The organism is Arthrobacter sp. 01T419 (assembly GCF_056398865.1).
This window is the reverse complement of sequence record NZ_JBFTQF010000001.1, coordinates 129,457-156,437: the sequence shown is the minus strand read 5'-3', so window position 1 is coordinate 156,437 and position 26,981 is coordinate 129,457. Positions and strand designations below refer to the sequence as shown.

The window sequence follows — 26,981 nt, the reverse complement described above, 5'->3', positions numbered from 1 at the left end:
TCCGGAAAACATTGCGGCGAAAGAGGACGCGAATGATGCAGCGACAGACGAGTATCACAATCCGGCCTGCCACCGCGGCGGCCTCGGCGGGATCTATGCCGATGACCAAGATGACCAGCCGGGAGGCATCACGATGACCAGTGGATTCAGCCATGCCCTGCTCGCGACCGGTTCCCGAACCTGGGACGCCGCGGAGGCCATGAAGGCGGCTTTGAACGAGGCATGGAGAGCCTGGGGGCCGTCCGCGGTCGCCCGACCCGTGCTCCTGTCAGGGCACTGTCCCAAGGGTGCTGACGCCATGGCCGAGCGGCTGTGGCGGGCTGCTGGCTTCGAAGTAATTGAGTTCCCGGCCGACTGGAGCGCTGAGCCCAAGGCGGCGGGCTTCACCCGGAACCAACGGATGGTCGATGCCCTCGTCGCCATGCGCGCCGGGGGAACGCAGGTCCGCGTCGCCGTCTTCCTGGACCTTTGCAGCAAGTGCGACCAACGCACCGGCCAGCAGCAGCTGATGCCCGGAACGCCAGGGCACTTCTCACATGGCACCGTGCACGCCCGCTCCCGCGCCCTGGCTGCAAGCATCGAGGTCGAAGACATCATCCACCCGCGCCTGCCTCCGTTCTGACAAGTGCACACCCCGGACATGACAACAGCCCTGCAGCTGGTGCTGCAGGGCTGTTGATCCTTGATTCGAATAGGTGGCCGGAAATCTCTCCGGTATGGCCCGAAAGACTGCGGAAAGGGTGGGGCTAGAGAGTCCGCTCGATGCCGTGTGCCTCATCGTGGGCCTTCATGACAGCTTTCGGAATGCGACCAAACTCGGGCACTTCATGACCGTTCTCGCGCGCCCACTTACGGATCTCCTCGCGTTCCTCGGGCGTCGTCTCGGGCACGAGTCGCTTCTTCTCGCCCTTCTTAGTGGCCTTTCGACCCTTACTGATGTATTCCTTGAGATTCTTCTCAAGCTCTTTGCGCTCTTCGTAGGTCAGGTCTATCTCGAACCAGGTGTCGCCCAGTCCGAAGGTGACTGTGGCAGCATCCGGCTTGCCACTGATGTCCGACTCCACAATATTTCGAATAGCCATGTCTTGAATGGTAGACGATCCGAACCACCTTAGAGAAGTCTTTGGGCGCGCCAGAACGACAGATCTTTCGAATGCCTCCATCATAGGCCGAAAACACTGCAATACCAGCATAATCCACCTGCCACACTGCTAAAATCACACTGCCAGCGGGTGCCTTTCCCCACCCCTGTAAACCGACCATTCGACACGATCGAGAGGCCCCCCACCATGACCATTCTCCAGACCGTCGACGACCATCCACTGACGGACGACGGCGTCGACCTGTTCGCCCTGATGTGCCAGCGCCGCGGCTGGACCGACGAGTACCTCCGCGAGATCGAATCAGCTGAACACGACGAGCTCCTGGGCCTGGCCGAGATGGTCGAGGCCCTGGAAGACGCCCGGGCCGCCGGCCACAAGGTCACCATCGCCCCTGACTTCGACATGGACGGGATCTCCTCCGGTGTGCTCGGCTACGCCGGACTGTCAGAGCTCGGCTTCGACGTCGAGCTGCACGTGCCCGACTACCGCCGCGGCCACGACCTCACGCCCGAGGACATCGCAGAGATCGCCGCGACGTGGCCGGACACCAAGGTCCTGCTGACCTGCGACGGGGGAGTGAACTCCCACCGCGGGATCGCCGCCGCCCGGGCTCTGGGATGGAAGACCCTGGTCACCGACCACCACGAGGAGCTCGAACCCGGTTCGAGCGCCGACGTCACCGTCGACCCCTGTCGGATGGACGAGACCTACGCCAACACCGGCATCTGCGGCGCGCACGTGCTCTACCAGGTGTTGGAGGCCTATGCCCGCGTCCACCGGCCGGAGAAGCTCTGGGAGATCCGCCTGCTGCGCCTGTTCGCCGGCCTAGGCACCGTCTCCGACGTCATGCCCGTGCTGTACGAGAACCGGCAGCTGGTGCGCGACTCGCTGTCCATCGCACGGCTGCTGTACGCGCCCGCGCCGCGCACGGTCCCGACCCCCTGGGGCTTCGACCCGGACCCCGAGGCGATCGACGTCGGGCAGTCGACGCTGATGCAGCTGCTGCGCGTCGACCCGCACCACCCGGCCTTCGTCCGGGCCTTCGAGGGCTTCGCGGTCCTGCTGAAGGCTTTCGGCCAGGCAGGCAAGGTCCGAGACATCGACAGCATCGACGAGGGCTTCTACGGGTTCTACCTCGCGCCGGCGATGAACTCCCCGCGCCGCACGGGCGACCCGCTCGCACCGTGCTTCGGCGTGTTCACCGCGCCTGACCAGGACTTGATGCTCGAGGCGGCACACCAGGTCATCGCGACCAACGAGAGCCGCAAGGAGCTTGTCGAGGTCCACACCCGGGAGCTCGAGGAGGGTGATCAGCCGCTGGCCCCCTGGGTCTACTTCTCCGAGGCCTACCCGGGCATGTACGGTCTGCTCGCCAACCGGCTGATGGAGCGCCACGGCCACCCGGTCGTCGTGCTCAACCGTCCCGCCTGGCCGGATGACTACGTCGGAGGCTCCGGCCGGGCACCGTCGTGGTTCGGCATCATCGACACGCTCGAACACCAGGACGGCATGTGCGCCATCGGCCACCAGCAGGCCTGCGGCGTCAAGGTCGACCGGGCGGAACTGCTCGACGGTCTGGTCGAAGCATTGCGGGAGGCCACGCAGGTTGCCCTGGTGGCTGTCGTCCAGGATGAGCGCCGGGCCGACCTGGTCCTGGGCCCGGACCGGGACTGCGATGCCGGCCTGGACGACCTGGAGCCTCTGGTCGGCTTCGTCCGGCGTGTGGAAGCGCTGCGGCCCTTCGGCCACGGCTTCGTCGAGCCGGTGGTCGAAATCGCTGTCGAGCCCCTCGGGCTGCGGGTGGACCGGATCGGTTCCGATACTGACTGCGGCCATGAGCGCACCGACGCCAACCTGATGACCAACGCCCGCGGCTACCGCGTGTGCCGCCTGTGCAAGAAGCACCTGCGGCTGGTCACCAGGTCGGGGCTGTCCTGCCTGTGGTGGAACGTCGCCGAGGAGAAGGAGCCGGAGATTTCGGCTCTGACGCGGTCGGCCAGCCGCACCGAGGTCGGAACGCTGCGTTTCATCGCGAAGCTGCAGCTGAACACCTTCCGCGGCGAGACCCGCGTCCAGGCCGTCATCGAAGAGCAGATCCCCGCGTCTGTCTGACCACGGAAAGGAGGCGGGGATGCCCGCTCCACCCATCAAGTCCCGGCTCGTCTCCATCGCGTGGTGTGTCCTCGTGCCCCTCGGCGTGCTCGCCGCCTACCTGGGACTTGGCCTTGCCGTAGTTTCCGTGGTCGGCGAGCCCGTCCTGGGTACGGCGGTGCTCGGAGGCCTGGTGGCGCTGCTCGTCGGCGCTGCCAGGCTCTTCCGGCCCCGGTGGTTCGCCAACGCGCCAACGGTCCGACCGATGTCCGGAACACCGCGCTTTACCCGAACGGTGCTTGGGTGCCTGGCTCTGGCGTTCTTCGCCGGCCAGTCCCTGGCCCTGTGGCTCTATACCCTGGGCGGCTCGGCGGGATTCGATGAATCGACCCGAGCCAGGACGGACGCCGGTCCCGTCGTGGCCCTCCTGCTCGCACTGGTGGCAGCGCCGGTGGCCGAGGAGATGCTTTTCCGCGGCCTGCTCTATCCGCTGCTGCGGTTCAGGGTCGGCATCGTCGCGGCGGTGCTCGTCACCGCCGCGGGCTTCAGCCTGCTGCACGCCAACGTCGTCCAGTTTGCTGCCACGCTGCCCCTGGCGGTGCTGCTGGCGCTGGTCTACGAACGCACCCGCGTCCTGTGGCCGTGCGTGCTGCTCCACCTGGCCTTCAACCTCACGGCCGTCCTTGTCCCCGCCCAGCTGCTGGGCGCACTGGCGAACCCCGTCTCAGCACTGCTGATGACCGCGGCGTTCCTCGCGTGCGCCCTGGCGGTGTACCGCATGGCGGCACCCGCGCCCGGGCCTGCACAAGACGACAGGGAAGCCGGCGGGGAAGAAGGCAGGGAAAACGAGCCACAGGCTGCATAGCGGCCGGGCTCAATGTGCAAGGACTGACGCTGGTGCCCTCCGGGCGACCTTTCGGCCGTGGGCCGACGGTCGCTCCGGAGGGCCTGCTCTCGGGTGACCGGGGTGATCCGGTCACCGGGGGATTGGCTGAAGGATTTTCGTCAGCCAGACCTGAGAGGAGGTGGATCCACCATGGCAGTCGTCAACAAGTGCACGTATGACGCGCAAGGCCGGCTCGTGCGCCCCAGCGGCAGCGAAGTGCGCCGCGCGCGGTTCGCCAGCGACTTCGACACCGGTGAGAGGCCGACCTTCGATCGAGGGTCCATGCACTTCTTCACCATGAGCACCAGCGGCCGCACGGCGGAGCAGGCGCACGAACGCGCCCGCGAGATGCTCGCCCGCTTCTTCGAACGCGCCGAGTCCGTCGCTGGCTTCCGCAAGCTCGAGATGCGCCGGAGGCAGGGTGTGATGCCCTGCAACCGCAACGTCTCCATCACCTACGAGATCCTGTACGCCGTCGAGGACGGCCACCGGGTCCGTGCCCACATACCCGAGTCCCCCAATGCGGGATACCGGCGAGGCCGCAGCGCGGCCGCCTTCTAGGCGGCCGGCGCACCCTGGGCCTCGCACCAGCGTGAACGCGCAGAAAGGCCGGAGAGCTCCCTTCCCACGGGGATGCTTCTCCGGCCTTTCTGTTTTCACGTTCCTGTGACAACAACGCCTGGTGACGGTTCCTGGCCCTAACACCAATGCCCACTCTATCAGTGTCGATTCATCATGTGCAATGCAGTTGGCATCCCATTCCGTCGACCATTCGAAGGTCTGTCTCGGAATCACTCGGAATCACTCGGAAGCCCGGTCGACCAGGACGCCGGACCCATCGCGATCGCTCCCGTCAGGGCCGTGAGGGCCTGATGCTCCGCTGCACGGGAGGACGCAGCGCCGAGGTGTACCACGTGTCGTGGTACACCTCCCGATCCCAGTGCTGGCCTGCTCAAACGGCGGGTCAGGCGAACGCGGCCGAGGGAGTCTGTACCACGTGCCCGAGCGGACGTGGTACGCCGTTTTGCCTTGGTAGATCAGCGTTTTCGGCAGGTGTACCACGAGTACCACCAGATTCCGAGCGTTTACATATGTGCGCGAAGGACGCCTCCGATCGGTCATCCAGCCAGTAAGAGCTCTTATCCCCATGCGCGTATATCTAGTCTTTATTTAGTGGTACAAGTGGTACAGGGGGTATATAAAGCCCGTCTGACCAGGGTAAACGCCTGTACCACGTGCAAATCTCCATGTGGTACACCCCGTTTGGAGAAGTCCTGAAATCCCCGACTGACCAAGGGAAACAGGTGTACCACGTCAAGTGGTACACCTTCCGATACCCACAGGGGGTATACCGACTCGCTGTTGCAGCCGGATCCCAGCTCTGGAGGTTCCCGGCCGGCCGGTCAGAAGAACTCCCCGAACCCCGACCAGGGGGTCGGGCGGCTCACGCCGCCCGCGGGGGAGTGCTCGAGCACGAGAAGCCAGCGGCTCCGTGGGGCATACGCCCCCGGAGCCGCTGTTTCTCATTCCAGACCGCACGCTCTCGTCGTGTCGCCGTGGCCTCCGGGTCTCGCGCGCGACCCCTCCGAGCCCCACCCGGGTACCACCCGGGTACCACCCGGGACCTATGTCGGACCATGAGTTGGCTATCAGTCGACTCGTTGCGAAAGACCATTCGGATGGCATAGAGTCGTGAGCACGTTCCTATTCGATTACGAGACCAATCGGCTTCCCACTCACTGCCGGCAGGTACTCGACGCGATCGAGAAAGACAGCAGCATGACGACTCATGACGACCCAACGCCCGTCTTCGACGAGGACTTCGACACCCCCTCGACCAACCCTGTCGCCGACGCCTTCACCGAGGTCATGACGTACTTCGCCGACGGCGGCGACATCGCCCCGCAAAACGAAATAGTCACGCGCGCGACCGAGGTCTACCTCCAGCTGATCGACCCGTCGGACCCGCCGGCACCGCGCCTGCTCGAGAAGCAGCTGCTCGCGATCGTGAACGGCGTCTCCAAGGCCGAGAACAGCAAGACCAAGGTGGCTGCCGAGAAGCTGCCCCTGGCCCGGCACCTGACCTACTGGCAAGTGGCGCAAATCCTGTTGAGCCTGCACCACGTGATCCGCATCGCCCCCAGCGCCAAGGACACTGACCGCGAGTACGACCTGCTGGCGATGTACCAGGCCACCGGCCCGGGCCGCGGCACGTACACCACCAGCGAGGACGACATCCGCACCACGGCACGCCGTTACAACACGCAGCTGACACTCAAGGAATTCGCCGAGGTCCTTGCAGTACTCCGCGAGGACAGCCCGCGCCGGCACCAGTGCAGCCACAGAGACCTCATCGCCGTGAACAACGGCGTGTTCCACTACGGCCGCGAGGCCCGGGACATCCATGAGGGCGGCAAGGCCTTCCACTTCGAACCCAAGTCGCTCGTACCCTTCGACCCGGCACTGGTGTTCCTGGCCAAGTGCCACATCGACTACGTCGAAGACCCGGACAACCCGGTGATCGTCCACCCTGTCGACGGCTCGGTCTGGGACATCGAGTCCTGGATCCGCGAGCTCTCCGACGAGGAGGGTATCCCCGAGCTGCTCTGGGAGGTCATCGGCGCGATCATCCGGCCGCACGTCAGCTGGGGCAAGACTGCCTGGTTCTATTCAGAACAGGGCAACAACGGCAAGGGCACGCTGTGCTCGCTCATGCGCAACCTGTGCGGGCCGCGCTCGCACACCTCGATCCCGCTGAGCGACTTCGGGAAGGACTTCGCGCTCGAGCCGCTCGTGCGCGCCAACGCGATCATCGTCGACGAGAACGACGTGGGCACCTTCATCGACAAAGCGGCCAACCTGAAGGCGATCGTCACCAACGACGTCATCCAGATCAACCGGAAGTACCGGATGCCGATCGCCTACCAGTTCTTCGGCTTCATGGTCCAATGCCTCAACGAGTTCCCGCGCGTGAAGGACAAGTCCGAAAGCTTCTACCGCCGGCAGCTGTTCGTACCGTTCAACAAGAGCTTCACCGGCATGGAGCGCAAGTACATCAAGGACGACTACCTCCAGCGCCGCGAGGTCCTGGAGTACGCCCTCTGGTACGTGCTCAACCGCGCCGGCGCAGCCGACCCGGGCAACTACTACCAGCTCTCCGAGCCGGTGGCGACCATGGACGTCCTGGCCGAGTACAAGGAGGCCAACGACCCCGTGCGCGCCTTCTGGGAAGAGTTCCGCGAGCGGCTGGTGTGGGACCTGGTGCCTTTCACCTTCACTTATGACCTCTACAAGGCCTGGCTCGCAGACGTCTCGCCCTCGGGGTCGCCGGTGAGCAACAAGCAGTTCATCACGGACCTGGTTGCGATCGTGCGGCCTGACCCGCTGTGGCACTGCCCGGACAAGAACAAGAAGATCCGCCCCGGCCAGATGATGGCCACCCCCGAGACGACCATCGCCGAGTACGAGCTGAAGAAGTGGATGAACCCGCACTACAGCGGCTCGGACCCGAAAAAGAAGTCGCAGCCGGTCCTTCAGGCCAACTACCGCGGCCTGCTCCGGCACACAGGTCCCGCCGCCCAGGTGGACGCCGACGACGAGGACACTACAGGAGAGGACTGATCCGACCATGCCCACAATCGCCAGGGCCATCACCGAGCTCGCCCGGGCGGTGACCGACCTCGCCAAGCAACAAGGCAGGGCGAGCACCGCGCTGGCCGATGTCGCCCGCGAACAGCGGATCACCAACCTGATCGTCCGGTCGCAGATCAGTGCCGACCCGGAGGAGAAGCGGCGGCTCGTGGCTGAGGCCTCCAGCCGGATGGACGCCCCGCGCCGCCGCTCTCCACACAACCCGATCGACTGAAGACAAGAACGGAAAACAGGACATGACGCAGCCGCACCCGAACGAACCGAACTGGAAAGACGGATGTGCAGGAGAGGGAGTCTCAGCCGGAAAGGAATGCGCCGACTGCACCGGCCAGCGTGAGCACTTCGGCTACTCCCTGGTGGGAGGTCGATGGGCCCGCGGTGCCCGGCCGGTCCCCGCGCCCGTCACAAGGAAGAACGCCGCCTAAGGCCATCCGCGGCAGCGCCCGGCACCCCGACCAGATAACTGCATACCCCGGCCGTGACGGCCGGTGACGACCGAAAGGCCAGACACATGACCACCCAGCGCACCCCCGTCACAGCTGAGACCGCGCTCTTCACGTTCTACGACATCGAATCGCTGTCGAACGTCTTCACGCTGTGCGCCTACACCCCGCGGCCGGGCCGCGCCGTCCACGACCTGGAGATCTTCTTCCTGGCCGACGACCCGGCGCTGGTCGCCTCCGTCGACCCCCAGGCCCTCTACGACACCGTGATCCGCTCCAACCCGGGGCTGCCCGCGGTCAGCGTCCAGCTTTGGAACCTCGGCGGCGAACGGGGCAGCCTCCGGCTCGCCGAACTGATGGGCCTCTCGAACGCCGACCAGGTGTGCAACCACTCCGACCCAGGCGGGTACCCCGCGGCGCTGCGTCCGGTCTGCGACACAGACCCCGAGTACGACCCGGCACTGCATCCGTTCCTTGCTGGCTACAACTCAATGAACTATGACACGACCATGGTCGCGCTCTACCTCAACGAGGCGTTTCCGGCCCCGGGCAGCGGTCGGCCGTTTCAGCCGACCACGGCCCGTACTCTGCGCGACCACAACGACCAGCTCTTCTCGTCCCAGCACATCGAGTACATGCCTGGCTACCTCGGCTGGGACGGGGCGGCTGCGAAGATCCGCCGCGCCATGCTTCACTCGGGCCGGCACCTGGACGTGGCCCGGCTGAACGAACTGCAGTCCAAGGTCAGCCTCAAGCGCCTGCTCGGGATGCTCGGCCGCCAGATCAAGGAATCCGAGAAGCTCAGCCATGACACGAGCATCGAGGCGGTAGAGGATCTCTATGAGCTGCTGGCCTACAACGTCTCGGACTGCCTTGGTCTGGCCCAGCTGTTCCGGCACCCGGCGTACGCGAGCAACTTCGATCTCAAGGCCGCTCTGCTCGCCCAGTTCACCGAAACGGTGGTCACCAAGAACGGTGCGGTGCGCAAGGACCGGCTGGCAGTCGACTCCTCATCGGCAAAGTTCGTGGGCCGCATCCTCGCACCCTACGCCTCACTGGATGACATCGAGGCGGTGTCCTTCGTATATCCGCACCCCGAGGTCGCTAAAGAACGCGGGATCGAGCCGGTCAACGTGCTCGACGAGTGCGTGCGCTTCTTCGAGGAGAACGTCGCGCCCGACCCGGCCACCCACTCCGAAGTGACTGCAGCCCAGCGCGAGGCCCACCGGCAGTTCCTGCAAGTCGTGGCGTACTACCGCTCGATCGAGGGGCAGAACTTCAACGACTCCGAGGAGTACCGCGACAAGTTCAGCCTTCCGGCCCGGTCTCTGCGCGATGTGCCCAAGACCCCGAACAACGTGCCGTATTTCCGGGCGGACGCCTCGCCGTCGTCCTGCTTCGCCACGTTCTCCACCGGCGGCATCCATGGGGCCGAAGCCGACCTGTCAGTGTTCAACGCCGAGAAGGTCGAGCACAACGATCAGACCATGATGCTCGTCCGGGCAGCGCAGGCCTTCCCGGACGCAAAGGACTTCGTGGCCGAGGCCAAGCGTCAGCACGCCATGCTCCGCCTGCCCGACGGCACCTTCGTCGACAAGCGGCTGGTCCTGCTGGGTTCGGACCCGGAGAAGGTCAAGTACCGCAAGTCGAAAAAGGACGACCCTGACCAGGCCGGGCAGCTCGCCCGCGCCCAGGCCCAGGTGCCTGACCCGGCGGACCTGTTGACCACCCAGCGGCCCGAGGCGGAGGCGCTGAATGTCGTCCTGCCCGACGGCGGTGTCCTGGAAGGCAAGGTGGTACTCGCCAACAGCACGGCCACCAATGCCGCCTACCGCGATGAGCCGGCCAAGAAGAAGCCGGAGCTGTTCATCGCCAAGGAAGACGGCTCCGACAAGCTGCACCCGAAGTTCGCACGCACCTCGGCTGGCCTGGTGATCCACGAGGACTTCACCAGCTACTACCCGAACCTGCTGCGCAACATGCGGGCGTTCTGGAACCCCGAGCTGGGTGAGGACCGCTACGCGAAGATCTTCTTCGACAAGGAGCGCTACGGCCAGGAGATCAAGGGGCTGAAGAAGCAGCTGGCGCAGCTTCCGGGCGACAGCCCTGAAGCTGCGCGGCTGAAGGCTCAGATCGCCGGGCTCGGCGTGCTGCGCAACGGCACGAAGCTGATCCTCAACTCGGCCTCGGGCGCAGGCGACGCAAGTCACCGGACGCCGATCCGGATGAACAACCGCATCATCTCGATGCGCATCCTTGGACAGCTGTTCAGCTGGCGGATCGGACAGGCCCAGACCCTGGCCGGGGCGCGGATCATCTCCACCAACACCGACGGCCTCTACTCGGTCGTCGGCGGCGAGAACGGATTCGACGAAGCGACCAACAACCGGGTGCTCGCCGAGCAGCAGGAGGCCATCGGCGTCGACATCGAACCTGAGCTGATGTTCCTCATCAGCAAGGACTCGAACAACCGCCTGGAGCTGGAGGCCCCGGAGCCGGGGCGGTCCGTGGCAGACAGTCCGATCATCGCCGCCGGTGGCGGCACGCTGGCCTGCCACGCGGGCCCGACTCCGACGAAGTCGCTGGCCCACCCGGCCGTGATCGACTTCGCCCTGGCCCGCTACCTGCAGACGGTGGCGAGCAGGGGAGAGTCGGCGATCGCGGAGCCCTTCGACCTGATGCTGGGCCGGAAGGTGATCGAGGAGGCGGTCCTGGAGGACGACCCGATCCGGTCGCTCCTGTTGTTCCAGAACGTCATCGCGGCCTCCCGCGGCTCGATCACCTACCCCTTCTCGGCTGCACCCATCGACCCCGCCGTGGGTGTGAAGTACAGCGAGCAGGGTCACGTGACCAACGTCCGCGACCCGCAGGTGCTGCAGATGGTCAACCGGGTGTTCATCGTCCGCGAGGGCACTGAGAACGCCCGGAGCCTGCTCAACGCCGGTGCCTGGAAGGTCACCGCGGCCAGCCAGGCCAAGCGCCGCGAGGAGGACATCGGCCGGACCAAGCGCGACCCGGTCGCGCTGGAGGTGCTGCGCCATCACGGCTGGGCCCGCTCCCGCGCCGAGGCCAGCATGTCGGACGGGCTCGCCGTGCTCCCAGACGACCAGGACGTCGTGGTGCGGCGCATTAACGCCATCGGCCCAACCTGGTCGATGGTCGTCGTCAACGACGACCTGCACCAGCTGCCGGCCGACCGGATCGAGCGGCTCATCGCCTCGCTGGACCTGGACACCTACGTCCGGATGCTCGAGGAGACGTTCACCAAGAACTGGATGAACGAGGCCGCCTGAGCCGATCGACCACAGCCCGCACAAGGGGGCCGCGCACGCCGCGGCCCCCTTGTTCAACTCTGTGCACCATTGCGAATGGTTCCGCACAGATCATTCACTTCGAGTCATAATTGAGTACGAAAGGCAATTCAGGCTCGACACGACACGACCACGAGAGGCCATCATGTCCCAGTCAACACCCCCTGTCCGCTCCACTGACCCGGAGACCTCCTACGCCGCCGCCGTGAAGGCCGCGCTCGGCGCATCCCGCGTCCGTCCCATCGTGCTCGACATCGTCCGCGAGAAGGGCCCGCTCACCCACGACGAGCTCATCGCCGCTTACCACGACCGCGTCGTCACCAGCCTCGGCGAGGTGCCGCGCTTCTCGGACTCCGGCATCCGCACCCGGCTCAAGGAGCTCGCCCACCAGGGCCTGGTGACCGTCGCCGACATCGACGGCTTCTCCAACTACGGCAATGCGGCCAAGCGCTGGGTCGTAGTCGACCCTGACGACCCGAGCTTCGTCTACGACCCGGACGCCATCGCTGCCTACATCGACGACGAGGACATCGTCGGCTTCGGGCACTTCCTTGACGGCGACGCCTCCGACGCTGCCGGGACCGACGAGGACTGAGGCCCCATGCCGAGGAAGAAGAACCAGCGGGAGAAGGCCGTCGAGCAGTACCTGCTCACGCAGTGCCGCCGGCACGGTCTGTTCTGCCTGAAGTTCGTGTCCCCGGCCCGCGGGGGCGTCCCCGACCGAATCGTCCTCACGCCCACCGGCACGGTCTTCGTCGAGGTCAAGCGACCCGGCGGAGATCTCGAGAAGCGCCAGCGCGTCATGCACGCCAAGATGCGCCGTTTTGGTGCCGAGATCCACGTCGTGGATGACGAGCAGGCCGTCGACGCCTTCATCACCCACGTGCTCGGTTACCGCCGGATCGAGAGCCAGCAGAAAGCAGCATCATGACCGCAACAGCCACGGCCGCGGGCCCGGAGACAGCCGCCCGCGACTACGAAACGAAAGACTCGGGATCACGCAGGGTCACCGCCTCCGGCATGCAGCGCGAGGTGAAGACAGGCCAGCCCCGCTTCGACCTGCTCGTACCGCTTCAGGTGCCCTACCAGGACCAGCTGCTCACAAGGACGGCCGCGCTCGTGGAGCGTGGAGCGCGCAAGTACGACTCGCGGGACTGGGAGCAGGCCAGCACTGCCGCAGAGATGGAGGAGTTCCGCGCCAGCGCCTTCCGCCACTTCATGCAGTGGATGTGCGGCGAAGACGATGAGGACCACGCGGCTGCCGTGGTGTTCAACCTCCTGGCCGCGGAAAGCACCCGGACGGTGATCGCCCGCGGTGACGCCGGAACCCCGGAGGCCGCCCGATGAGCGGCCGCGTCACCAAGGGCAACGGCCAGGCCACCTCGGCCTTCCGCCAGCTCACCCGGGCCGACCTGGGCACCTTCGATCGCGAGGCCACGGAGCTCGTGCTCGAAGCGATGCAGGCCGGCTGCGTTGGGCGTGTCTCGTCCCGGGGCCACGCCATCCTGCGCAACAATGCCGGCGGATCCGTCTCGGTGCCGCGCAACATGACCTCACCCAACCGCACGGCGCAGAACGCCCGTGCCGACATGAAACGGCTGCTGGGCGGGCACCGGGCCGATCATGCAGTATCCGCCGCAGACCGCAGGCTACGCGGGAAACGGCAGATGACCGTCGCGGTGGCCTTCGTGGAGCACCCAGCCGCCTTCTCCCGCTGGTTCGACGCCCAGCCCGAGGGCCTGCCTGCGGACCAGCTCATCGAGGTCTCGTTCGACGGGGCCGGGGAGCCGGCCTTCCAGGCCGTGCCCGTCGACGCGCCCGCACAGCCCGATGCACCGGAACAAGACCAGCCGGAGCCCGCGACGGCCCGGCCCACCCGCCGCCGGGGACACCTGATGATCGCGCCCGAGCCCGGGCAGGAAGCAGAGGACGACATGACCGCCGAGGCCAAGGAAGATTTGCCGTTTGCGACGCCCATACCCGATGCGGCCGTCGGGGATGCCTCTGCCGAAGCGGTGCTTGAGCGCGTACGCACCGCGCTGGGTGAGGACCCGCGTGTCACCGCCCTGCAGCGCAGGATCGTCGGGCTGGAGGCAGAGCTCGCCGCCCAGACACGCCGGGCCGATGACGCCGAGGTCCGCCTGGGCCTTATCCGCGAGGCATTCCATGCCTGATCCCGACTACCGACAACCCACGAGAGGAGGCCGCACACCATGACCACGACCATCGCACCACCGCAGCCGTCACCCGCGCCCATCGTGCTCAAGCCCTACCAGCAGCAGATCCACGACTTCCTCGTCAGCCGCCCCTTCGCCGGAGCCTGGCTTGGTGTCGGAGCCGGGAAGACGCTTTCGACCCTCAGCGTCCTGCAGACAGTCCGGCCGATGGGCCACATCCTCGTCGTCGCACCGATCGCGATCGCTCGCTCGACCTGGCTAGACGAGATCGACAAATGGGGATTCCCGATCCGAACCAAGTCGCTCATCGTCAACGAGAACGACCGGAAGCTGCCCAAGGAGAAGCGACTGGAACGCTTTCGGGAAGTCTTCTCCGACCCGCCGACGATGTACTTCGTCAACCAGGAGTTGCTGACCCAGCCCTCCCAGGGTGCGCGTCTGCTCCAGCTGACCGGCGACCCCACCGGCGATGCCATCGCCGCCGGGATCTCACCGGAGGCCGTGCGGCTGCGCGGGCTCATCGAGACGATCGGACCAATGGCCCAGGAGCAGCTGATCGGACACCTCCTGCAGCTGGCTGCCGGGCAGTCCGGAACCAAAGCCCCCACCAAGACCGCGGTCAAGGAGGCGATCAGCGAGCTCGTCACCCGCGGCGCGCTGGAGCGCGAGTGCCACGACTGTCGCAGCTGCGGCGGCGACGGCTGCGCGCAGTGCCGCTACGGCCTGGTCGACCAGATGCCGATCCAGTCCATCAACGGACAGGACACCCTCATCTGGCCGTTTCAGACGGTGATCATCGACGAGTCGCAGGGCTTCAAATCCCACAGCAGCGCCCGGTTCAAGGCCTTGAAGGCGGTCCGCCCGGCCATCACGCGCCTCATCGAGCTGACCGGCACGCCGAGCCCGAACGGGCTGCACGACCTGTGGAGCCAGATCTACCTGCTCGACCAGGGCGAGGCCCTGGGCCGGACCATCACGGAGTTCCGCAACCGGTGGTTCATCCCGAAGATGGTGCCTGGCACCACCACCCCGGCGAAGTGGATCCCGACCCCGAAAGCCGAGGCCGAGATCCATGAGGCCATCAGGCACCTGGTGATGAGCGCGCAGAACACCAACCTCAACCTGCCGGGCCTGACGATCCAGGACGCCAACGTCACCCTCCCGCCGGACCTCATGCAGGCCTACAAGGAGTTCAGGCGCGACCTCGTGCTCGACGTCGTGAAGACCTACCAGGACGAGGACGGCAAGCTCACCCAGAGCGTTGAGTCGATCGTCGCCGAGAACCAGGCGGTCCTCACCAGCAAACTGATGCAGTTCGCCTCGGGGACGCTCTACACGGCCGACCCGGAGGACCCGGCGACCAAGGGCCAGTACGAGGTTATCCACGACAAGAAGCTCGAAATGGCCGAGTACCTGGTGCGCAACAGCGGGGGAGACCCCGTGCTGGTCGCGTACCACTTCCGCTCTGACCTGGAGCAGCTGATGGCGCGCTTCAAGAAGGCGGGCATCGACGCGCAGGTCTTTGACGGCTCGCGGGAGATGGTCCGCCGGTGGAACGCCAAGCAGATCCAGGTGATGCTGCTGCACCCCGCGGCGGCCGGCCACGGCCTGAACCTGCAGGACGGCGGCTCGACGATGATCTGGTACACGCTGCCGTTCTCGCTCGAGCACTACCTGCAGACCAACGGCCGTCTCTACCGCACGGGGCAGACCAAGCCCGTGTTGATCCACCGGATTATCACCAAGGGCACTCAGGACGAGCGGATGCCCGGAGTCCTGGCAGAGAAGCAGCAGGTCCAGGACGACCTCATCTCGGCTGTGTCCGGCGAGGAGGCGATCCTCGTCGCCCTCGAGGAGGAGATCCAGGACGACCTCAACGACCTGTGGGTCTCCGAACGGGTCTGACCAACCCATTCCGACGCCGCGGAGCGCCAGCCACACGCCGGCGCTCCGCGGCGCACCACCCCGACCCAGTGCCACCCGGCCCGAGGAGGACCGATCCATGAATGACCCGAAGCACCAGGCCTGGCCCGACGGAGCGCGCGTGCGCTTCACCGCCGAGGCCAGGGAAGCCATGCAGGCGCGGCCCGGAACGAAGCCGCTGCGCGCACCGGCCCTCGGGCCGAACACGGACTACACGATCGACAACACTGACGACGGCCTGCACGACGTCGTGCTGCGCGAGACCAGGGAACGCTACGGCGTGCTCTGGCTCCAGAGCGCAGAGCACGAACCCGTCGACCCCGACGTCGCGCTGCTCGAGGACCTCTTCGACCGCGAGCTGCCGGCCAGCTTCGACCCCGCCCGGAGGACAAGGAGCGTCACTCGCCATCACGGGGCAGGGATGGCCACAGCCGGAGCCCGGCCCGCCACGACCGTAGTCCCGCGCGGCAACTGGATGCAGACCTACACGGGTCGCCGGTTCTACCCGCTGGACCCGCGGCCCGAGGACGTGGACATCGCCGACATCGCACACGCGCTGTCCATGCAGTGCCGCTACAACGGCCACGTCCGCCGGTTCATGTCCGTCGCCGAGCACTGCGTACTGCTCTCGCGACTCGTCGCCCCGGAGCATGCGCTCTGGGCGTTGCTGCACGACGCGACAGAGGCATACGTGGGCGACATGGTCCGCCCGCTGAAGCTTCACATGCCGGAGTACCGGGCCGTCGAGGACGGTGTCATGGTCGCCATCGCCCAGAAGTTCAACATCGACCCCGCCATGCCCGCCGAGGTGAAGCACGCCGACTCGCGGATCCTGCTCGACGAGCGCGCGGCGCTGCTGGGCGAGCCGGCGGGGGACTGGGAGGTTCCAGGTCAGCCCTTCGGGATCGAGATCCAGGCCTGGAGCCCGGATGCTGCCGAGCTCGAGTACCGCCTGCGCTTCGCCGAGCTGACTGGAGACCCGGCCGGTCTGCCCGTCGGGCTGTGCGGAGACCGGGAGGACCACCTGCCCCACACCCACCGCAGCGCCTCGCTTGGCGGGCTCTGGTGCTCCGCTGACCAGGACTCCCGCCTCCCCTGGGCCGCCGAACGTCGGCAGACCCAACCCGGAAACGCAGGAGAACAGCCCCATGGCTGAGACCAGGATGACCGGGACGGAACGCATCGCAGCTGGTTCATGACCGACCGGTGACCGGCACCCTGCGGGTGCTGGTCACCTGAGGGCACAGCGTCGGGGTCGGCAGGGCCGACCCGGGTGCCGGGGCAGTGATGTCGGGGGTCGGGTCCCGGCCCGGTCCCCCCTCATTGCCACGACACCACAACGAGAAGGAGCGAGTCCCATGGCTGAGCAGCCCATCTACCGGCTCCCGCCTGCGGGCTGGTCGGACTTCGGCGCACACATAGACCAGCCGGAGGTCCGCCTCGAGTTCTCGGCCGAGACCGGCGAGGACGGGACGCCGCTCTGGGAGCGGCCCATCGACATCCGTCACGACGACCAGGAGGTCTCGCCATGAAGGGTACAGCACGCAGACCGAACGCACCTACGATTCCTGGGAGGACCTGGTGGCCGAGGAGGCCAACGGCTACGGCGTCGTGGTGATGATGCAGGCCGAGAGCCTGAAGTCCGCCAGCCCCCAGACCTACTCGCACCTGATTGGGCCGTTCGACGACCAGAAGAAGGCGCGGAACAAGGCCGCAGCCGTTCGCCGCGCCTGGAAACGCGCCAAGGACCGCGACCCCCGTATCCAGCTGCTGCGCGTCTCGGTCGAGCCCATCTGGCCCGACCTGCGCTTCGGCACCAGGAACTGAGACCTAATTCCACAACCAGCGCCACGGGCGCGCTGTCGGGGCCGACGCTCCGCAGACCATCAACGACACGACCGACGAGGACATCCGCCATGACCATGACGACCACCGCCCGCCCCGCACCTCCACGTCTGCAGGACCCGCTCGACGCCGTGATGCGCAGCTGCCTGCGCGATGACGCAGTCTGGGCCGAGGTCACCACCACGCCGGCCGGCCTCAACCAAACCGAGCACTGGCTGAAGACCACCGCCTCAAGCATCGACCAGCAGCTCTCATTCCGCCAGGAGGACGCCGAGATCTGGCGGCTGTCCCCGCTGGATCACAGCACACAGCTGATCGAGTTCCTCGAGTGGCGCAAGGGCGCGCTCTACCTCAAGAGCCTCTGCGAGAAGCGCCTCATCGACATCAAGCGCCTGGGGACCGCCGACGAGGAGCGCGCCGAGGAGATGAAGGTCCTGCTGGTCCGCCTGGCGCAAGCCGTCGTCGCCCACGAGGGCGAGCTGATCGGAGACGAGGACCTGTACGGAGCCCTCGACCGGATCTCGCTTCCCAGCGCGGACGCGCCGACCCTGCGGGAGTACCTCCAGTTCCGCGACGGCTCGAAGGACTGACCCAGACCACACGACCGCAGCCTCGCCGCGGCCGGGTCCCCGTGGGACGGCGGCGCGACGGGGCTCCTCGATCCCGGGCCAAGCGGCCCGGCGGAAAGAACCGCATGACGCCCCAGACCACCACGACCACCGCAGAAGAGCTCGTCCCTGAGATCGAGCAGACCCTGCTCGATTCGCGGGCGGACCGTGCCCTGCACGAACGCCATGGGGTGCACGAGCACTCCGAGCAGACGGAGCTGAGCGACCACGAGCGCACCGTGATGCTCGACGTCACCCTGGCGCTGCTCATCCGGCATCGGCTGCCCATCGACGCCGACCGCGCCGCGAAGGCGGTGGCCGCCGCGCAGACCGCCGATGCCCGCACGTGGGCGGCTAGCTGCGCCCGCCACATCGCCCGCGTGGCGGAGGAGAAGAACCCATGAGCCGAAAGCGCAGGCAGCACTACTCCACCGAGGGCTTCCGGCCGTCGGCGAATCCCGAACAGGCGCACTGGATGCGGGAACTCCGCAAGTCCAGTGCGACGCAGCGGCACACCCCCAAGCCCCGCAAGGGCACCCGCCGCGAGCGGGAGCGACAGGCGATCCGCGACCAGCAGCGACACCGAGGAGACCACCCATGACCGACAACAACCGAGGGCCCGCAACCGGAATCGCGCTCGACGCAGAGTCACTGCGCGCCGAGCTGCGGGAGGCCCCGGAGGCCCACGGCCTCGATCCGGAGCAGGCGGCGGAGATCGCAGCGCTCCCGGACGGACAGATCAACAGCTGGATACACGAGCTCGCCGCGCGCGACGACGCCTTCTGGGCGCTTTACGACGGGCTCCGCCGGCGCACCATCGCCCATCTCGCCGAGATGCACAGCACAGCCAAGGACGTGGAGCCGTGAACGCGCCCCTGCCCGACTGGTGGGTCGACGCGACGCCGGACGGCAAGCGCGCCAAGCACGCCGGCAAGCACGAGGTCTACGTCTACGGCCAGCAGCGCGCAGACGGCATGGCGTGCATCGGGTGCAGCTGGCAGCACAGCACGGTCATGTCGACACCAGCAGCCATCGCCCGGCACGACGCCGACCAACACCTCGAGCACGACAAAGGGCTCTGGGTGCCCATCGATCGCGGCCCCCTCGCGGGCACCTGCCCGTGCGGGAAGCCCGGGCTGTACGCCGACTCAGTGCTGCGGACCAAGGTCCGCGCAGTCCTCCAGCAGGCGCAGCCGTGGAGCCCGACACCGGACCAGCTGGCGGACCTGCTCGTCGGCGCGCTCGTGCCCGACCACGGCATCCTCGTGGCCTTTACAGCCGAGCAGCAGACCGAGTCCGACTGGGAGCTGGGCTACAGCGCCTCGTACACCGACCTCGCTGCCCCCGAGGTGCTCGGCCACCGCCTGAGCGAGCGGGAGCTCGCCGAGCTGTACTTCCAGATCGAGGCCATGGGTGGACTCGGCGAGTCCGAGGCCTACCGCGACCTGGACAAGGCCGTCGAGCGCCTCGGCGAGGAACCCGCCCGGCAGCTGCGCGAGCGTGTGGCCCAGCCCGGGCTGTTTGACCTGGAGCCCGACGTCTGAGAGCCAGGGCCTCCACACCACAACGACCCCCAGCAGGGAAGAGAAGGAAACCAAGTCCCATGACCCCCACCACGATCGGCGACCTGCCCCGGACCGCCCACACCGCGCCGAAAGTCACCATCTACGGGCCGGCGGAGTGCCCCAACTGCGACAAGGCCAAGAGCCTGTTCGATCGGCAGCAGCCCGCGATGCAGTACACCAAAATCGACATCGAGCAGGGCGATGAAAACCACCGCCACATCACCGAAGACCTCGGATATGCCCAGGCACCCGTGATCGTCGTCAAGCTGGCCTCCGGCCGCACCGTCCACTGGGGCGGGCACCGCCAGGACATGCTCACCGCCCTCGTCCGGCTGTGCACCAAGGGCATCGTCCCGGAGGACCGGAAGGCGGCGTCCTGATGGCAGCGGCGCAGCAGCGCCTCGGCCTCAGCATCACCGCCCGGCAGGCCGACATCCTGCTCGATACGCTCGTCGACAAATCCGTCGAGACGGACCACTACCTGCTGTCCTATCCCAAGGACGAACCCGACAAGACCGACACCTGCTGCGACGCGCACCTGGCCCGGTTCGAGCAGCGCGCACTCCAGCGCAAGGCGCTGCTCGAACGGAAAGCAGAGGTACAGCACCTCATCGCGCTCATCGAGGCGATCCGGCCGGCGTTCGAGGCCTCCGAGTCCTCCCCGGTAAGCACCACGGCCGTGGACCTGTCCGGCGTGACGCTCGTCTATCGGGACACGGCAGGCAAGACGCACGAGCAGCCGCTGGCCGACATCGGATCCGCCGGGACCCTCATCGACCCCGACACCGGAGACGACCTCGAGCTCATCGCCGCGCTGGTCGCAGCAGACCCCACCCGAACCAAAACCCAGGGAGCAACCCCATGAGCCTGAACATCGACAGCCTTGCCGACCTCGTCCGCGGAGCTGTGTCCGGCGGCGACACCACCCGGGAAGACTTCGAGCGTGCGCTCGACCAGGTCTTCCCCCGGGATCAGCTCGACCCGTTTGAGGGCACCGGCAGCGAGGAGTACCTCGTCGGATGGACGATCGACCAGGATGCTGCATCGCCCGCTGAGGCCGCCAGCAAGGTCTGGCGGGAGGTCTTCCAGCGCGGACCATGGCAGCCCAGTGCTGACGAGGGCTGCGTCTTCACGGTCTCTCGTGAGGGCCAGCGTGTCGAGATTGACCTCAGCGACGAACACTTCGCGCACCTTTTCAGTGACTAAAAGGAACAGCGGGAGCAGCGCGCGGCGCAGCCGCCCCGGAGTACAGGACGGAAGCCTCGCGCACAGAGCCCCGGAGGAATGGGATCCTCCGGGGCTCTGTGCCCGCACACCCCGAGAACGAAGTACCGACACACGCACGACAACTTCTAGGAGGAGCCACGGTGCACGCACAGCAGAACACCCGCCTCCCGGCCGCACCGTCATGAGCGGTGAGGACCCCGACGAGAAGTGGCGCAGGGATGCCCTGTGCGCAGAAACAGACCCCGACGCGTTCTTCCCGGAGAAGGGCGGCAACACCACCGACGCCAAGAAGGTCTGTGCCCAGTGCGGGGTGCGCGCACAGTGCCTGGATTACGCGTTGAGCGCCGACGAGCGCTTCGGCATCTGGGGCGGACTCAGCACCGCCGAACGCGACCGCCTTATCAAGACTTCACCGGTGGCACACCGTAGCGCCGCCCAGGCGCAAAAGCAGGAACGCGACACCCTCATCGTCGCGATGGCCGGCAGAGGGATCGACCCCCGGACCATCGCCGACATGGCCGAGGTCACCGACCGCACCGTCTACCGGGTGCTCGCCCGGCACAAGGAGCGGGAGGACGCCGTCTCCGCCTGAGCGCAGCACCGTCAATTGGAAGGACCGCCATGCCACTGTTCCCGCGCCGCTTCAGGCAGCAGAACCTGCTGCCCGGGGACGCCTATCCCCCTGAACGGACTACAGGCGCGCCCATGCCGGCCAGGAAACGCGCCGCCATTGACCGCAAGCTCCACCGGATGGTGAAACAGCATCGGCTCCCGGCCGAGCCGGGAGAGTACTTCGACGCAACGGGCGACCGCTGGACGCTCGACGCCCAAGGCGGCTGGACCGACGCCGGCGGCGTACACCGCGACGCCCGGTACGCGCCGATCATCGCCTTGTTCGTCCACAACTCCGGCCCGTTCACGCGCATCGAGAGCTGATGGCCACCCCCGCCGCAAAAGGAGCAACCATGCACCCCCGCATCGAAGACAGCCACCTCGACACCGGACTTCTGCCGACCGTCAATCCACAGCAGCGCACCGACACCCAGCTCGTCGAGCCGGTGCTCCGGGCCATCCACGCCGCCGTCGCGGACTGCAGCGTGACCGCCGCCCAGGTCTTCGCCGGCCGGATCCACACGCGCAAGAACGAGGAGTGCACGACAGCGTTCGGCCGGCCGCCCAGCGTCGGTCACGCATCTGACGGTGACGACTTCTACTTGCAGATCAGCGTCCGGGTGCCCTCGTACGCAGCCGCACCGGTGCTCGAAGCGATCCACGCCGTCGAGGCCATGTCGGACGCGCAGGCGCTGCGCGAGGCGCGTGCCCGGCTCGCCGAGGCCAGGGCGCGCACCGCCGCGGCACAGAGCGAAGAAGCCCGGGTCGAGGCCGAGATCGCCCGCCTCGAACCAAACAAGGAGTAGACCATGAGTGCCATCCAACCCCTGGCCGCCCGCATGCGGCCCACCTCCCTCGACCAGATCGTGGGCCAGGAGCACCTGGTCTTTCCCGGCTCGCCGCTCGAGCTGCTCGCCCAGGGCGAGGGTGCGACCTCGGTCCTGCTCTGGGGTCCGCCCGGCGTCGGCAAGACCACCATCGCCTCGGTGATCGCCCGCCAAACCAGCCGCCGCTTCGTCGAGCTCTCTGCGACCAGCGCCGGCGTAGCCGATGTCCGCAAAGCGCTCGCCGGAGCCCAGAAGGCCCTCGACGACGACCTCCAGACGCTCGTTTTCATTGACGAGATCCACCGCTTCTCCAAGGCGCAGCAGGACGTCCTCCTGCCCGCCGTGGAGGCCGGGGTCATCTCGCTCATCGGCGCGACCACCGAGAACCCGAGCTTCTCGGTCAACTCGGCACTGGTCTCGCGCTCAATCCTGCTGGTCCTACGCCCTGTGGAGGACGGCGAGGTCGTGACCCTGCTCTCGCGTGCCCTAGAGGAGGACCCGGTCCTCTCAGCCACCGGGATCGGGTTCGCCGACCCCGCGTTGCAGATCATTGCAGGGCTGTCCAGCGGCGACGTCCGCCAGGCACTGAACCGGCTGGAGACCGCTGTCGCAACTGCGCAGGCCGCAGGCAAGAGCGTCGTCGACCGCGAGGTGCTGGAGCAGGTCACCGGCGCTGCGCTGCAGCGTTACGACCGCGATGGCGACCAGCACTACGACGTCGTCAGCGCATTCATCAAGAGCATGAGAGGCAGCGACCCGGATGCGGCCCTGCACTGGCTGGCCCGGATGATCGAGGCGGGGGAGGACCCGAGGTTCATCGCACGGCGCTTGGTGGTGCACGCCTCCGAGGACGTCGGCATGGCCGACCCCTCGGTGCTGGGCATCGCAGTGGCCGCCGCCCAGGCAGTCCAGCTGATCGGTATGCCCGAGGCGCGGCTCAACCTCGCTCAGGCAACGGTCGCAATCGCCACGGCCCCCAAGTCGCCGGCCGTCATCCGCGGCATCGACCAAGCGCTGGAAGACGTCCGGCGCGGCCGGACCGGGAGCGTGCCAGTGCACCTGCGCGACGCGCACTACCCGGGCGCGAAGGGCCTCGGGCACGGAGAAGGCTACTTCTACCCTCACGACTTCGAACACGGAGTTGTCTTGCAGCAATATCTACCCGATGCCGTCCGCGGCACACAGTATTACCGTCCTACCGGCAATGGCTTCGAACAAACCATCGCCAGACGGTTGGCTGCGATCGATCAGATGACCGTGGAGGACAGGAACCCCCTCGACTAGATCGCGGACCAGAGGTAGAACCGTGACCGCATCATCCTGGATCGTCGCTGCATGGAAAATCACCAGCAAAGTCGTCGGCTTCCACAAGACCTACGAGACGGGATGAGCATGATCAACGACAACACTGAACGCGCGAGGCAGACCCCGGAGTCCGACAAGCCCAGGACTGTGGACGACCGACTCTCAGCAGATCTTGGTATCGACGTCGCCGCCGTCGAAGCGCAGGCACGGTTGCATCTCGACCTGCTGCGCATGCAGCGCCGCGAGCCCGGCGAACTAGGCTACGTGCTCATCGACCGGGAGTTCCATCCCCGCACAGCTGTCGTCTTCGCATCTCCCACAGAAGCCCGCAGCGCGCTGGAAGGCCACCCTTTGATCGATGCCCTCTGTGAGGAGGACAGCGTCGATGCATGGGTCCCGGATCCGGCCGTTCTCTCCGACCTCGCCTCCCGCGAAGTCATTTTGCCCTGATCGCACGGAATCGCGAAGGAATGGAAACATGACCAACACCGGTATCTTCACCCAATCAGCAGCTTCAGTCCTGCAGGACGTCGAAGAGTTCTACTTCGGTGGCGCGCTTCCCTGGTACCACGGGAGCAAGCTGACAGAGGACGGCTTGCACGTGAGCATCACACTTGACGATCCAGAGTCTGATGACGAGTCCAAAACCAAGGACTACGAGCTGTCGGCCGCCCAAATCAAGGAAGCCTTTCGAAAGGCCAAGCAGAAGGGGTACCACCTCTGCTGCTCTGCCGCCATCGAGTCCGAACAGCTCGGATTCGGCTGCGTCCAAGACCTTGACATCATCCTTCAGACCGCTTGCTACGGCGAGCTGGTCTTCGGCTGACGCCGCACCGGCCCGACTTCACCAGTGGAACTACTTCCACTAGGATGCAATCTCAGAGCTGCCCAGTGGACACGGACCCCAGCACAGCCGTCCTTGCTCCTTCGTGAAACCACCCTGCTCACCCTCACTTCGCCGACCTCGACCGATAGGCTCCGATCACATGAACGACCAGGAAGTGCGCCGCGGCGCAGGTATCTACAGCAAGCCGGTGCTGGGCTTCTACGACCTGCTCGTCGTGAAGTTCTCCAATTCGCTGGCCTGGCGATGCCCCAGCCAGCTCATGCTAGACCAGTACAACCGTTGCATCGGCACCCGCCATCTCGATGTCGGTCCCGGCACTGGTTGGTACCTCGCCAATGCCGACCTCCCCGAATCTGCTGAGATCACACTCATGGACCTCAACGAAAACAGCGTGGAGCACGCAGCGTCCAGACTCGCCCACACCCACGTAAGCACCAGAGGTGTGACCGCGAACGTCCTCGAACCGATCCCCGAGGCTCTCGGCCAATTCGATTCCATCGCGGCGAACTACGTCTTCCACTGCGTTCCCGGCTCCTGGGCGGACAAGGGCGTAGCTTTCAAACACCTAGGGGAGCGGCTCGCTGCTGACGGTGTGCTGTTCGGCAGTACCATCCTGGGCAGTGGCGTGAGCCACAACCTCATCGGCCGCGGCTTCATGGCCCTGTACAACCGCCTGGGCATCTTTCACAACGGCGAAGACGACGCCGCAGGACTTGAGGCTGCACTGCGGCGAAGCTTCGACCAAGTGAAGGTCGACGTCATCGGTACCGTGGCGGTGTTCAGTGCACGAAACCCGTTGCGAAACGGCGGGGCAGGTGGACTCGACTAAAAGTCGAGCCTGATGACTGCATCCCGCCCTTCAGCCCCAGACCTGACTCCGGTGGCGGTGATGCGCACATTCTGCACGGAACCGTCGACCCGGCGAAGCGCCAGACCCATCGATTGAGAACGAGCGGTATCCCTCGCCGCAGCCGCGATGAACCTGTGCAACTCACCTGAAGCGTCAATGGCAAATTCACCAAGGCCGCCGACATACCCGAAGTCTTCCCGACGCCACGATGGCGACGTCATAAGAACATCCAGCGTTGCAGAGTCGACGACGGCCATCGGTTCCTTGGCCAGGGCCATGACTCCGCGAAGCACGTCGTCCACCCGCCCCGCATTGGCGTCTTGCTCGAAGGCCATATCGTGAAAAGTCTCCGGGGCCTCGTAACTGAAGCCCTGCAGATAGATCTTGTCGTGATCGGGCTCGATCGGCGGAATCACGCCGACCAGGCGCATGTGCCGACGGTCCTGTGAAGCCGTGCCGTAACCTGTGACGATGTTGTAGGTCAGGCACCGGACCTTGCCCGTTACGCCCATCAGCCCGTCCTGGATGCCGTCGCGGATGAGGCTGTTCACGCGCATCCGGTCGGACTGGTCGATGAGCTCGCTCGCCCATTCCCCGGCTTCCCAATAGCCACTGCGCTGCTGGGCGACGCTTGTGTCGACGTTATAGATACGAAACAGGTTCCGGTCCCAGTACGTGCGCCGGCGCAGTGTTGGTTGACCGTCGGCGTCACGCTCGATCTCCCATTCCCAGCCACCGACCAGCGGTGGTTCCGGAAGCGGATCAGCCGCTTTGGCCACGCCGGCGAGGACACCGATCACCGTGGAGGTACGTGGAGAGAAGACGGGCCGTACCTCAACTGCCCACTGCTCGTCCGCATGGGGGACTGTCTCGGAAATTACATTGCCACTGCGCATCACCTGGGCGATGCGGTTCTCATCAAGTAGAAGACGCCTGGGAATTGCACGCGTGGGCTTCCGAGCGGAGACCGGACCACAGGGCTTATCGTCCACCAGAACCAGCTGCTTGCCGTCGCTTCCGCAGAAAAGGCCCCAGGAACCTACATCCAGCTGGACCTGCATGATCAAATACCGCCTGAGACCTGCACAGTGGCCCCCGACATGTAGGTATTCTCCGCGGTGTGAATGATCGCCGAAGCGACTTCATCTGCCGTCCCGAACCGACCCAGCGGGATTCCTTCCAGCATTGCCATCCGTGCCTCCTCAGCAACATCAGCCATCATGTCCGTATCAGTTGCGCCGGGAGCAACAACGTTCACCCGGATGTTCCGGGCTGCGTACTCCCTGGCCATCGATCGTGCAAACGCTTCCAATGCCCCCTTGGATGCAGTGTAATTGCACTGGCCGACAACGCCGTACTTCACGGACATGGATGAAACCAGCACGATCGATCCGCCACGCTGCCGCAGCATCGGCCCCAGGGCCGCCTTGCAGGCCAGCATCGGCCCGATCGCATTGACCTGCATGACCTCGCTCAGGTCCTCCTCGCTCATCCGCATGAGCAGCTTGTCGCGGGTGATCCCTGCTGCGACGACGAGCACATCCAGACCACCTAGGTCGGCGGCAGCCGCCTTGACGCCAGCTGCGATCGAATTACCGTCACGCACATCCATCTCGAGGGGGGCACCCCCTCGGGCACGGTCCCCCCGGTACGATGCGTACCCGCCGTCCGGTAGCCGGCGGAGAGCAGGGCTCGAGCCGTGGCCGCCCC

The 26,981-nt window shown here is 66.4% G+C and carries 33 protein-coding genes; 30 read left to right on the top strand and 3 right to left on the bottom strand.

Features of this window, described 5'->3' with window-relative positions; genetic code table 11:
- The first annotated feature begins 133 nt into the window (after positions 1 to 133).
- Positions 134 to 622 carry an SLOG family protein gene (locus tag AC1DLO_RS00740; protein WP_476888428.1) on the top strand — a complete coding sequence of 163 codons (489 nt, stop codon included), beginning with the start codon at positions 134 to 136 and terminating at the stop codon, positions 620 to 622.
- A gap of 124 nt (positions 623 to 746) precedes the next feature.
- Here the strand turns inward: AC1DLO_RS00740 and AC1DLO_RS00735 are convergent, their stop codons facing one another.
- The gene (locus AC1DLO_RS00735; RefSeq protein ID WP_476888427.1) at positions 747 to 1,082 is read right to left on the bottom strand and encodes a histone-like nucleoid-structuring protein Lsr2; all 336 of its coding nucleotides are present in this window, start codon (positions 1,080 to 1,082) and stop codon (positions 747 to 749) included.
- A gap of 207 nt (positions 1,083 to 1,289) precedes the next feature.
- Here AC1DLO_RS00735 and AC1DLO_RS00730 point away from each other — a divergent pair, with 207 nt between their 5' ends.
- From AC1DLO_RS00730 to AC1DLO_RS00590, 29 genes are all read left to right on the top strand, one after another.
- Positions 1,290 to 3,215: a DHH family phosphoesterase gene (locus tag AC1DLO_RS00730; protein ID WP_476914378.1), complete on the top strand. Its 1,926-nt coding sequence runs from the start codon at positions 1,290 to 1,292 to the stop codon at positions 3,213 to 3,215.
- Between the two features lie 19 nt (positions 3,216 to 3,234).
- Positions 3,235 to 4,059 carry a lysostaphin resistance A-like protein gene (locus AC1DLO_RS00725; RefSeq protein WP_476888425.1) on the top strand — a complete coding sequence of 275 codons (825 nt, stop codon included), beginning with the start codon at positions 3,235 to 3,237 and terminating at the stop codon, positions 4,057 to 4,059.
- A gap of 171 nt (positions 4,060 to 4,230) precedes the next feature.
- Entirely contained in the window at positions 4,231 to 4,641 is a 411-nt protein-coding gene (locus tag AC1DLO_RS00720; protein WP_142938857.1) for a hypothetical protein, read from the top strand.
- Positions 4,642 to 5,772: 1,131 nt separating this feature from the next.
- Complete coding sequence (locus AC1DLO_RS00715; protein ID WP_476914377.1) at positions 5,773 to 7,701, top strand: DNA primase family protein; 1,929 nt, start codon at positions 5,773 to 5,775, stop codon at positions 7,699 to 7,701.
- A 7-nt stretch (positions 7,702 to 7,708) separates the two neighbouring features.
- Positions 7,709 to 7,945, top strand: a complete 237-nt coding sequence (locus AC1DLO_RS00710) for a hypothetical protein (RefSeq protein ID WP_056387559.1) — start codon at positions 7,709 to 7,711, stop codon at positions 7,943 to 7,945.
- Positions 7,946 to 8,242: 297 nt separating this feature from the next.
- Positions 8,243 to 11,467, top strand: coding sequence for a hypothetical protein (locus AC1DLO_RS00705; RefSeq protein ID WP_476888423.1), 3,225 nt, complete (start codon positions 8,243 to 8,245; stop codon positions 11,465 to 11,467).
- Positions 11,468 to 11,630: 163 nt separating this feature from the next.
- Complete coding sequence (locus AC1DLO_RS00700; RefSeq protein WP_476888422.1) at positions 11,631 to 12,080, top strand: hypothetical protein; 450 nt, start codon at positions 11,631 to 11,633, stop codon at positions 12,078 to 12,080.
- A gap of 6 nt (positions 12,081 to 12,086) precedes the next feature.
- Entirely contained in the window at positions 12,087 to 12,416 is a 330-nt protein-coding gene (locus AC1DLO_RS00695) for a VRR-NUC domain-containing protein (RefSeq protein WP_071416422.1), read from the top strand.
- Positions 12,413 to 12,832: a dATP/dGTP diphosphohydrolase domain-containing protein gene (locus AC1DLO_RS00690; protein ID WP_056387550.1), complete on the top strand. Its 420-nt coding sequence runs from the start codon at positions 12,413 to 12,415 to the stop codon at positions 12,830 to 12,832. Before AC1DLO_RS00695 ends, AC1DLO_RS00690 begins: the two co-directional genes overlap by 4 nt.
- On the top strand, positions 12,829 to 13,659 hold the full coding sequence (locus AC1DLO_RS00685; RefSeq protein ID WP_476914376.1) for a hypothetical protein: 831 nt from the start codon (positions 12,829 to 12,831) through the stop codon (positions 13,657 to 13,659). The genes AC1DLO_RS00690 and AC1DLO_RS00685 overlap by 4 nt, the downstream gene beginning before the upstream one ends.
- Before the next feature lie 39 nt (positions 13,660 to 13,698).
- A complete protein-coding gene (locus AC1DLO_RS00680) occupies positions 13,699 to 15,567 on the top strand; it encodes an SNF2-related protein (protein ID WP_476888420.1) in 1,869 nt (622 codons plus the stop codon).
- A 97-nt stretch (positions 15,568 to 15,664) separates the two neighbouring features.
- On the top strand, positions 15,665 to 16,741 hold the full coding sequence (locus tag AC1DLO_RS00675; RefSeq protein WP_476888419.1) for an HD domain-containing protein: 1,077 nt from the start codon (positions 15,665 to 15,667) through the stop codon (positions 16,739 to 16,741).
- 202 nt (positions 16,742 to 16,943) lie between these two features.
- Entirely contained in the window at positions 16,944 to 17,117 is a 174-nt protein-coding gene (locus AC1DLO_RS00670; protein WP_476888418.1) for a hypothetical protein, read from the top strand.
- Between the two features lie 49 nt (positions 17,118 to 17,166).
- Positions 17,167 to 17,412: a hypothetical protein gene (locus AC1DLO_RS00665; RefSeq protein WP_476888417.1), complete on the top strand. Its 246-nt coding sequence runs from the start codon at positions 17,167 to 17,169 to the stop codon at positions 17,410 to 17,412.
- An 89-nt stretch (positions 17,413 to 17,501) separates the two neighbouring features.
- Positions 17,502 to 18,020 carry a hypothetical protein gene (locus tag AC1DLO_RS00660; RefSeq protein ID WP_476888416.1) on the top strand — a complete coding sequence of 173 codons (519 nt, stop codon included), beginning with the start codon at positions 17,502 to 17,504 and terminating at the stop codon, positions 18,018 to 18,020.
- 104 nt (positions 18,021 to 18,124) lie between these two features.
- Positions 18,125 to 18,442 carry a hypothetical protein gene (locus AC1DLO_RS00655; RefSeq protein WP_476888415.1) on the top strand — a complete coding sequence of 106 codons (318 nt, stop codon included), beginning with the start codon at positions 18,125 to 18,127 and terminating at the stop codon, positions 18,440 to 18,442.
- Positions 18,439 to 18,639 (top strand): hypothetical protein, encoded by a 201-nt coding sequence (locus AC1DLO_RS00650; protein ID WP_056387535.1) that lies wholly within the window; start codon positions 18,439 to 18,441, stop codon positions 18,637 to 18,639. The genes AC1DLO_RS00655 and AC1DLO_RS00650 overlap by 4 nt, the downstream gene beginning before the upstream one ends.
- Complete coding sequence (locus AC1DLO_RS00645) at positions 18,636 to 18,905, top strand: hypothetical protein (protein WP_277798881.1); 270 nt, start codon at positions 18,636 to 18,638, stop codon at positions 18,903 to 18,905. The genes AC1DLO_RS00650 and AC1DLO_RS00645 overlap by 4 nt, the downstream gene beginning before the upstream one ends.
- 146 nt (positions 18,906 to 19,051) lie before the next feature.
- Positions 19,052 to 19,582: a hypothetical protein gene (locus AC1DLO_RS00640; protein WP_476888414.1), complete on the top strand. Its 531-nt coding sequence runs from the start codon at positions 19,052 to 19,054 to the stop codon at positions 19,580 to 19,582.
- A 59-nt stretch (positions 19,583 to 19,641) separates the two neighbouring features.
- On the top strand, positions 19,642 to 19,983 hold the full coding sequence (locus AC1DLO_RS00635) for a glutaredoxin family protein (RefSeq protein WP_476888413.1): 342 nt from the start codon (positions 19,642 to 19,644) through the stop codon (positions 19,981 to 19,983).
- The gene (locus tag AC1DLO_RS00630; protein ID WP_156783997.1) at positions 19,938 to 20,468 is read left to right on the top strand and encodes a hypothetical protein; all 531 of its coding nucleotides are present in this window, start codon (positions 19,938 to 19,940) and stop codon (positions 20,466 to 20,468) included. Before AC1DLO_RS00635 ends, AC1DLO_RS00630 begins: the two co-directional genes overlap by 46 nt.
- The gene (locus AC1DLO_RS00625) at positions 20,465 to 20,809 is read left to right on the top strand and encodes a hypothetical protein (protein WP_476888412.1); all 345 of its coding nucleotides are present in this window, start codon (positions 20,465 to 20,467) and stop codon (positions 20,807 to 20,809) included. The genes AC1DLO_RS00630 and AC1DLO_RS00625 overlap by 4 nt, the downstream gene beginning before the upstream one ends.
- 202 nt (positions 20,810 to 21,011) lie before the next feature.
- Entirely contained in the window at positions 21,012 to 21,422 is a 411-nt protein-coding gene (locus AC1DLO_RS00620; protein ID WP_142133561.1) for a WhiB family transcriptional regulator, read from the top strand.
- Positions 21,423 to 21,451: 29 nt separating this feature from the next.
- The gene (locus AC1DLO_RS00615; RefSeq protein ID WP_142938868.1) at positions 21,452 to 21,766 is read left to right on the top strand and encodes a hypothetical protein; all 315 of its coding nucleotides are present in this window, start codon (positions 21,452 to 21,454) and stop codon (positions 21,764 to 21,766) included.
- A 29-nt stretch (positions 21,767 to 21,795) separates the two neighbouring features.
- Positions 21,796 to 22,248 (top strand): hypothetical protein, encoded by a 453-nt coding sequence (locus AC1DLO_RS00610; RefSeq protein ID WP_476888411.1) that lies wholly within the window; start codon positions 21,796 to 21,798, stop codon positions 22,246 to 22,248.
- A gap of 3 nt (positions 22,249 to 22,251) precedes the next feature.
- Positions 22,252 to 23,553 carry a replication-associated recombination protein A gene (locus AC1DLO_RS00605; protein ID WP_476888410.1) on the top strand — a complete coding sequence of 434 codons (1,302 nt, stop codon included), beginning with the start codon at positions 22,252 to 22,254 and terminating at the stop codon, positions 23,551 to 23,553.
- 102 nt (positions 23,554 to 23,655) lie between these two features.
- The gene (locus AC1DLO_RS00600; RefSeq protein ID WP_476914375.1) at positions 23,656 to 24,024 is read left to right on the top strand and encodes a hypothetical protein; all 369 of its coding nucleotides are present in this window, start codon (positions 23,656 to 23,658) and stop codon (positions 24,022 to 24,024) included.
- A 28-nt stretch (positions 24,025 to 24,052) separates the two neighbouring features.
- Positions 24,053 to 24,400, top strand: a complete 348-nt coding sequence (locus AC1DLO_RS00595; protein ID WP_133830752.1) for a hypothetical protein — start codon at positions 24,053 to 24,055, stop codon at positions 24,398 to 24,400.
- Positions 24,401 to 24,560: 160 nt separating this feature from the next.
- Complete coding sequence (locus AC1DLO_RS00590) at positions 24,561 to 25,250, top strand: class I SAM-dependent methyltransferase (RefSeq protein WP_476888409.1); 690 nt, start codon at positions 24,561 to 24,563, stop codon at positions 25,248 to 25,250.
- Here the strand turns inward: AC1DLO_RS00590 and AC1DLO_RS00585 are convergent.
- Complete coding sequence (locus tag AC1DLO_RS00585) at positions 25,247 to 26,332, bottom strand: hypothetical protein (protein WP_142938871.1); 1,086 nt, start codon at positions 26,330 to 26,332, stop codon at positions 25,247 to 25,249. The two genes, AC1DLO_RS00590 and AC1DLO_RS00585, sit on opposite strands and share 4 nt — an antisense overlap.
- Positions 26,333 to 26,334: 2 nt before the next feature.
- On the bottom strand, positions 26,335 to 26,883 hold the full coding sequence (locus AC1DLO_RS00580; protein WP_476888408.1) for an SDR family oxidoreductase: 549 nt from the start codon (positions 26,881 to 26,883) through the stop codon (positions 26,335 to 26,337).
- Positions 26,884 to 26,981 lie beyond the last annotated feature (98 nt).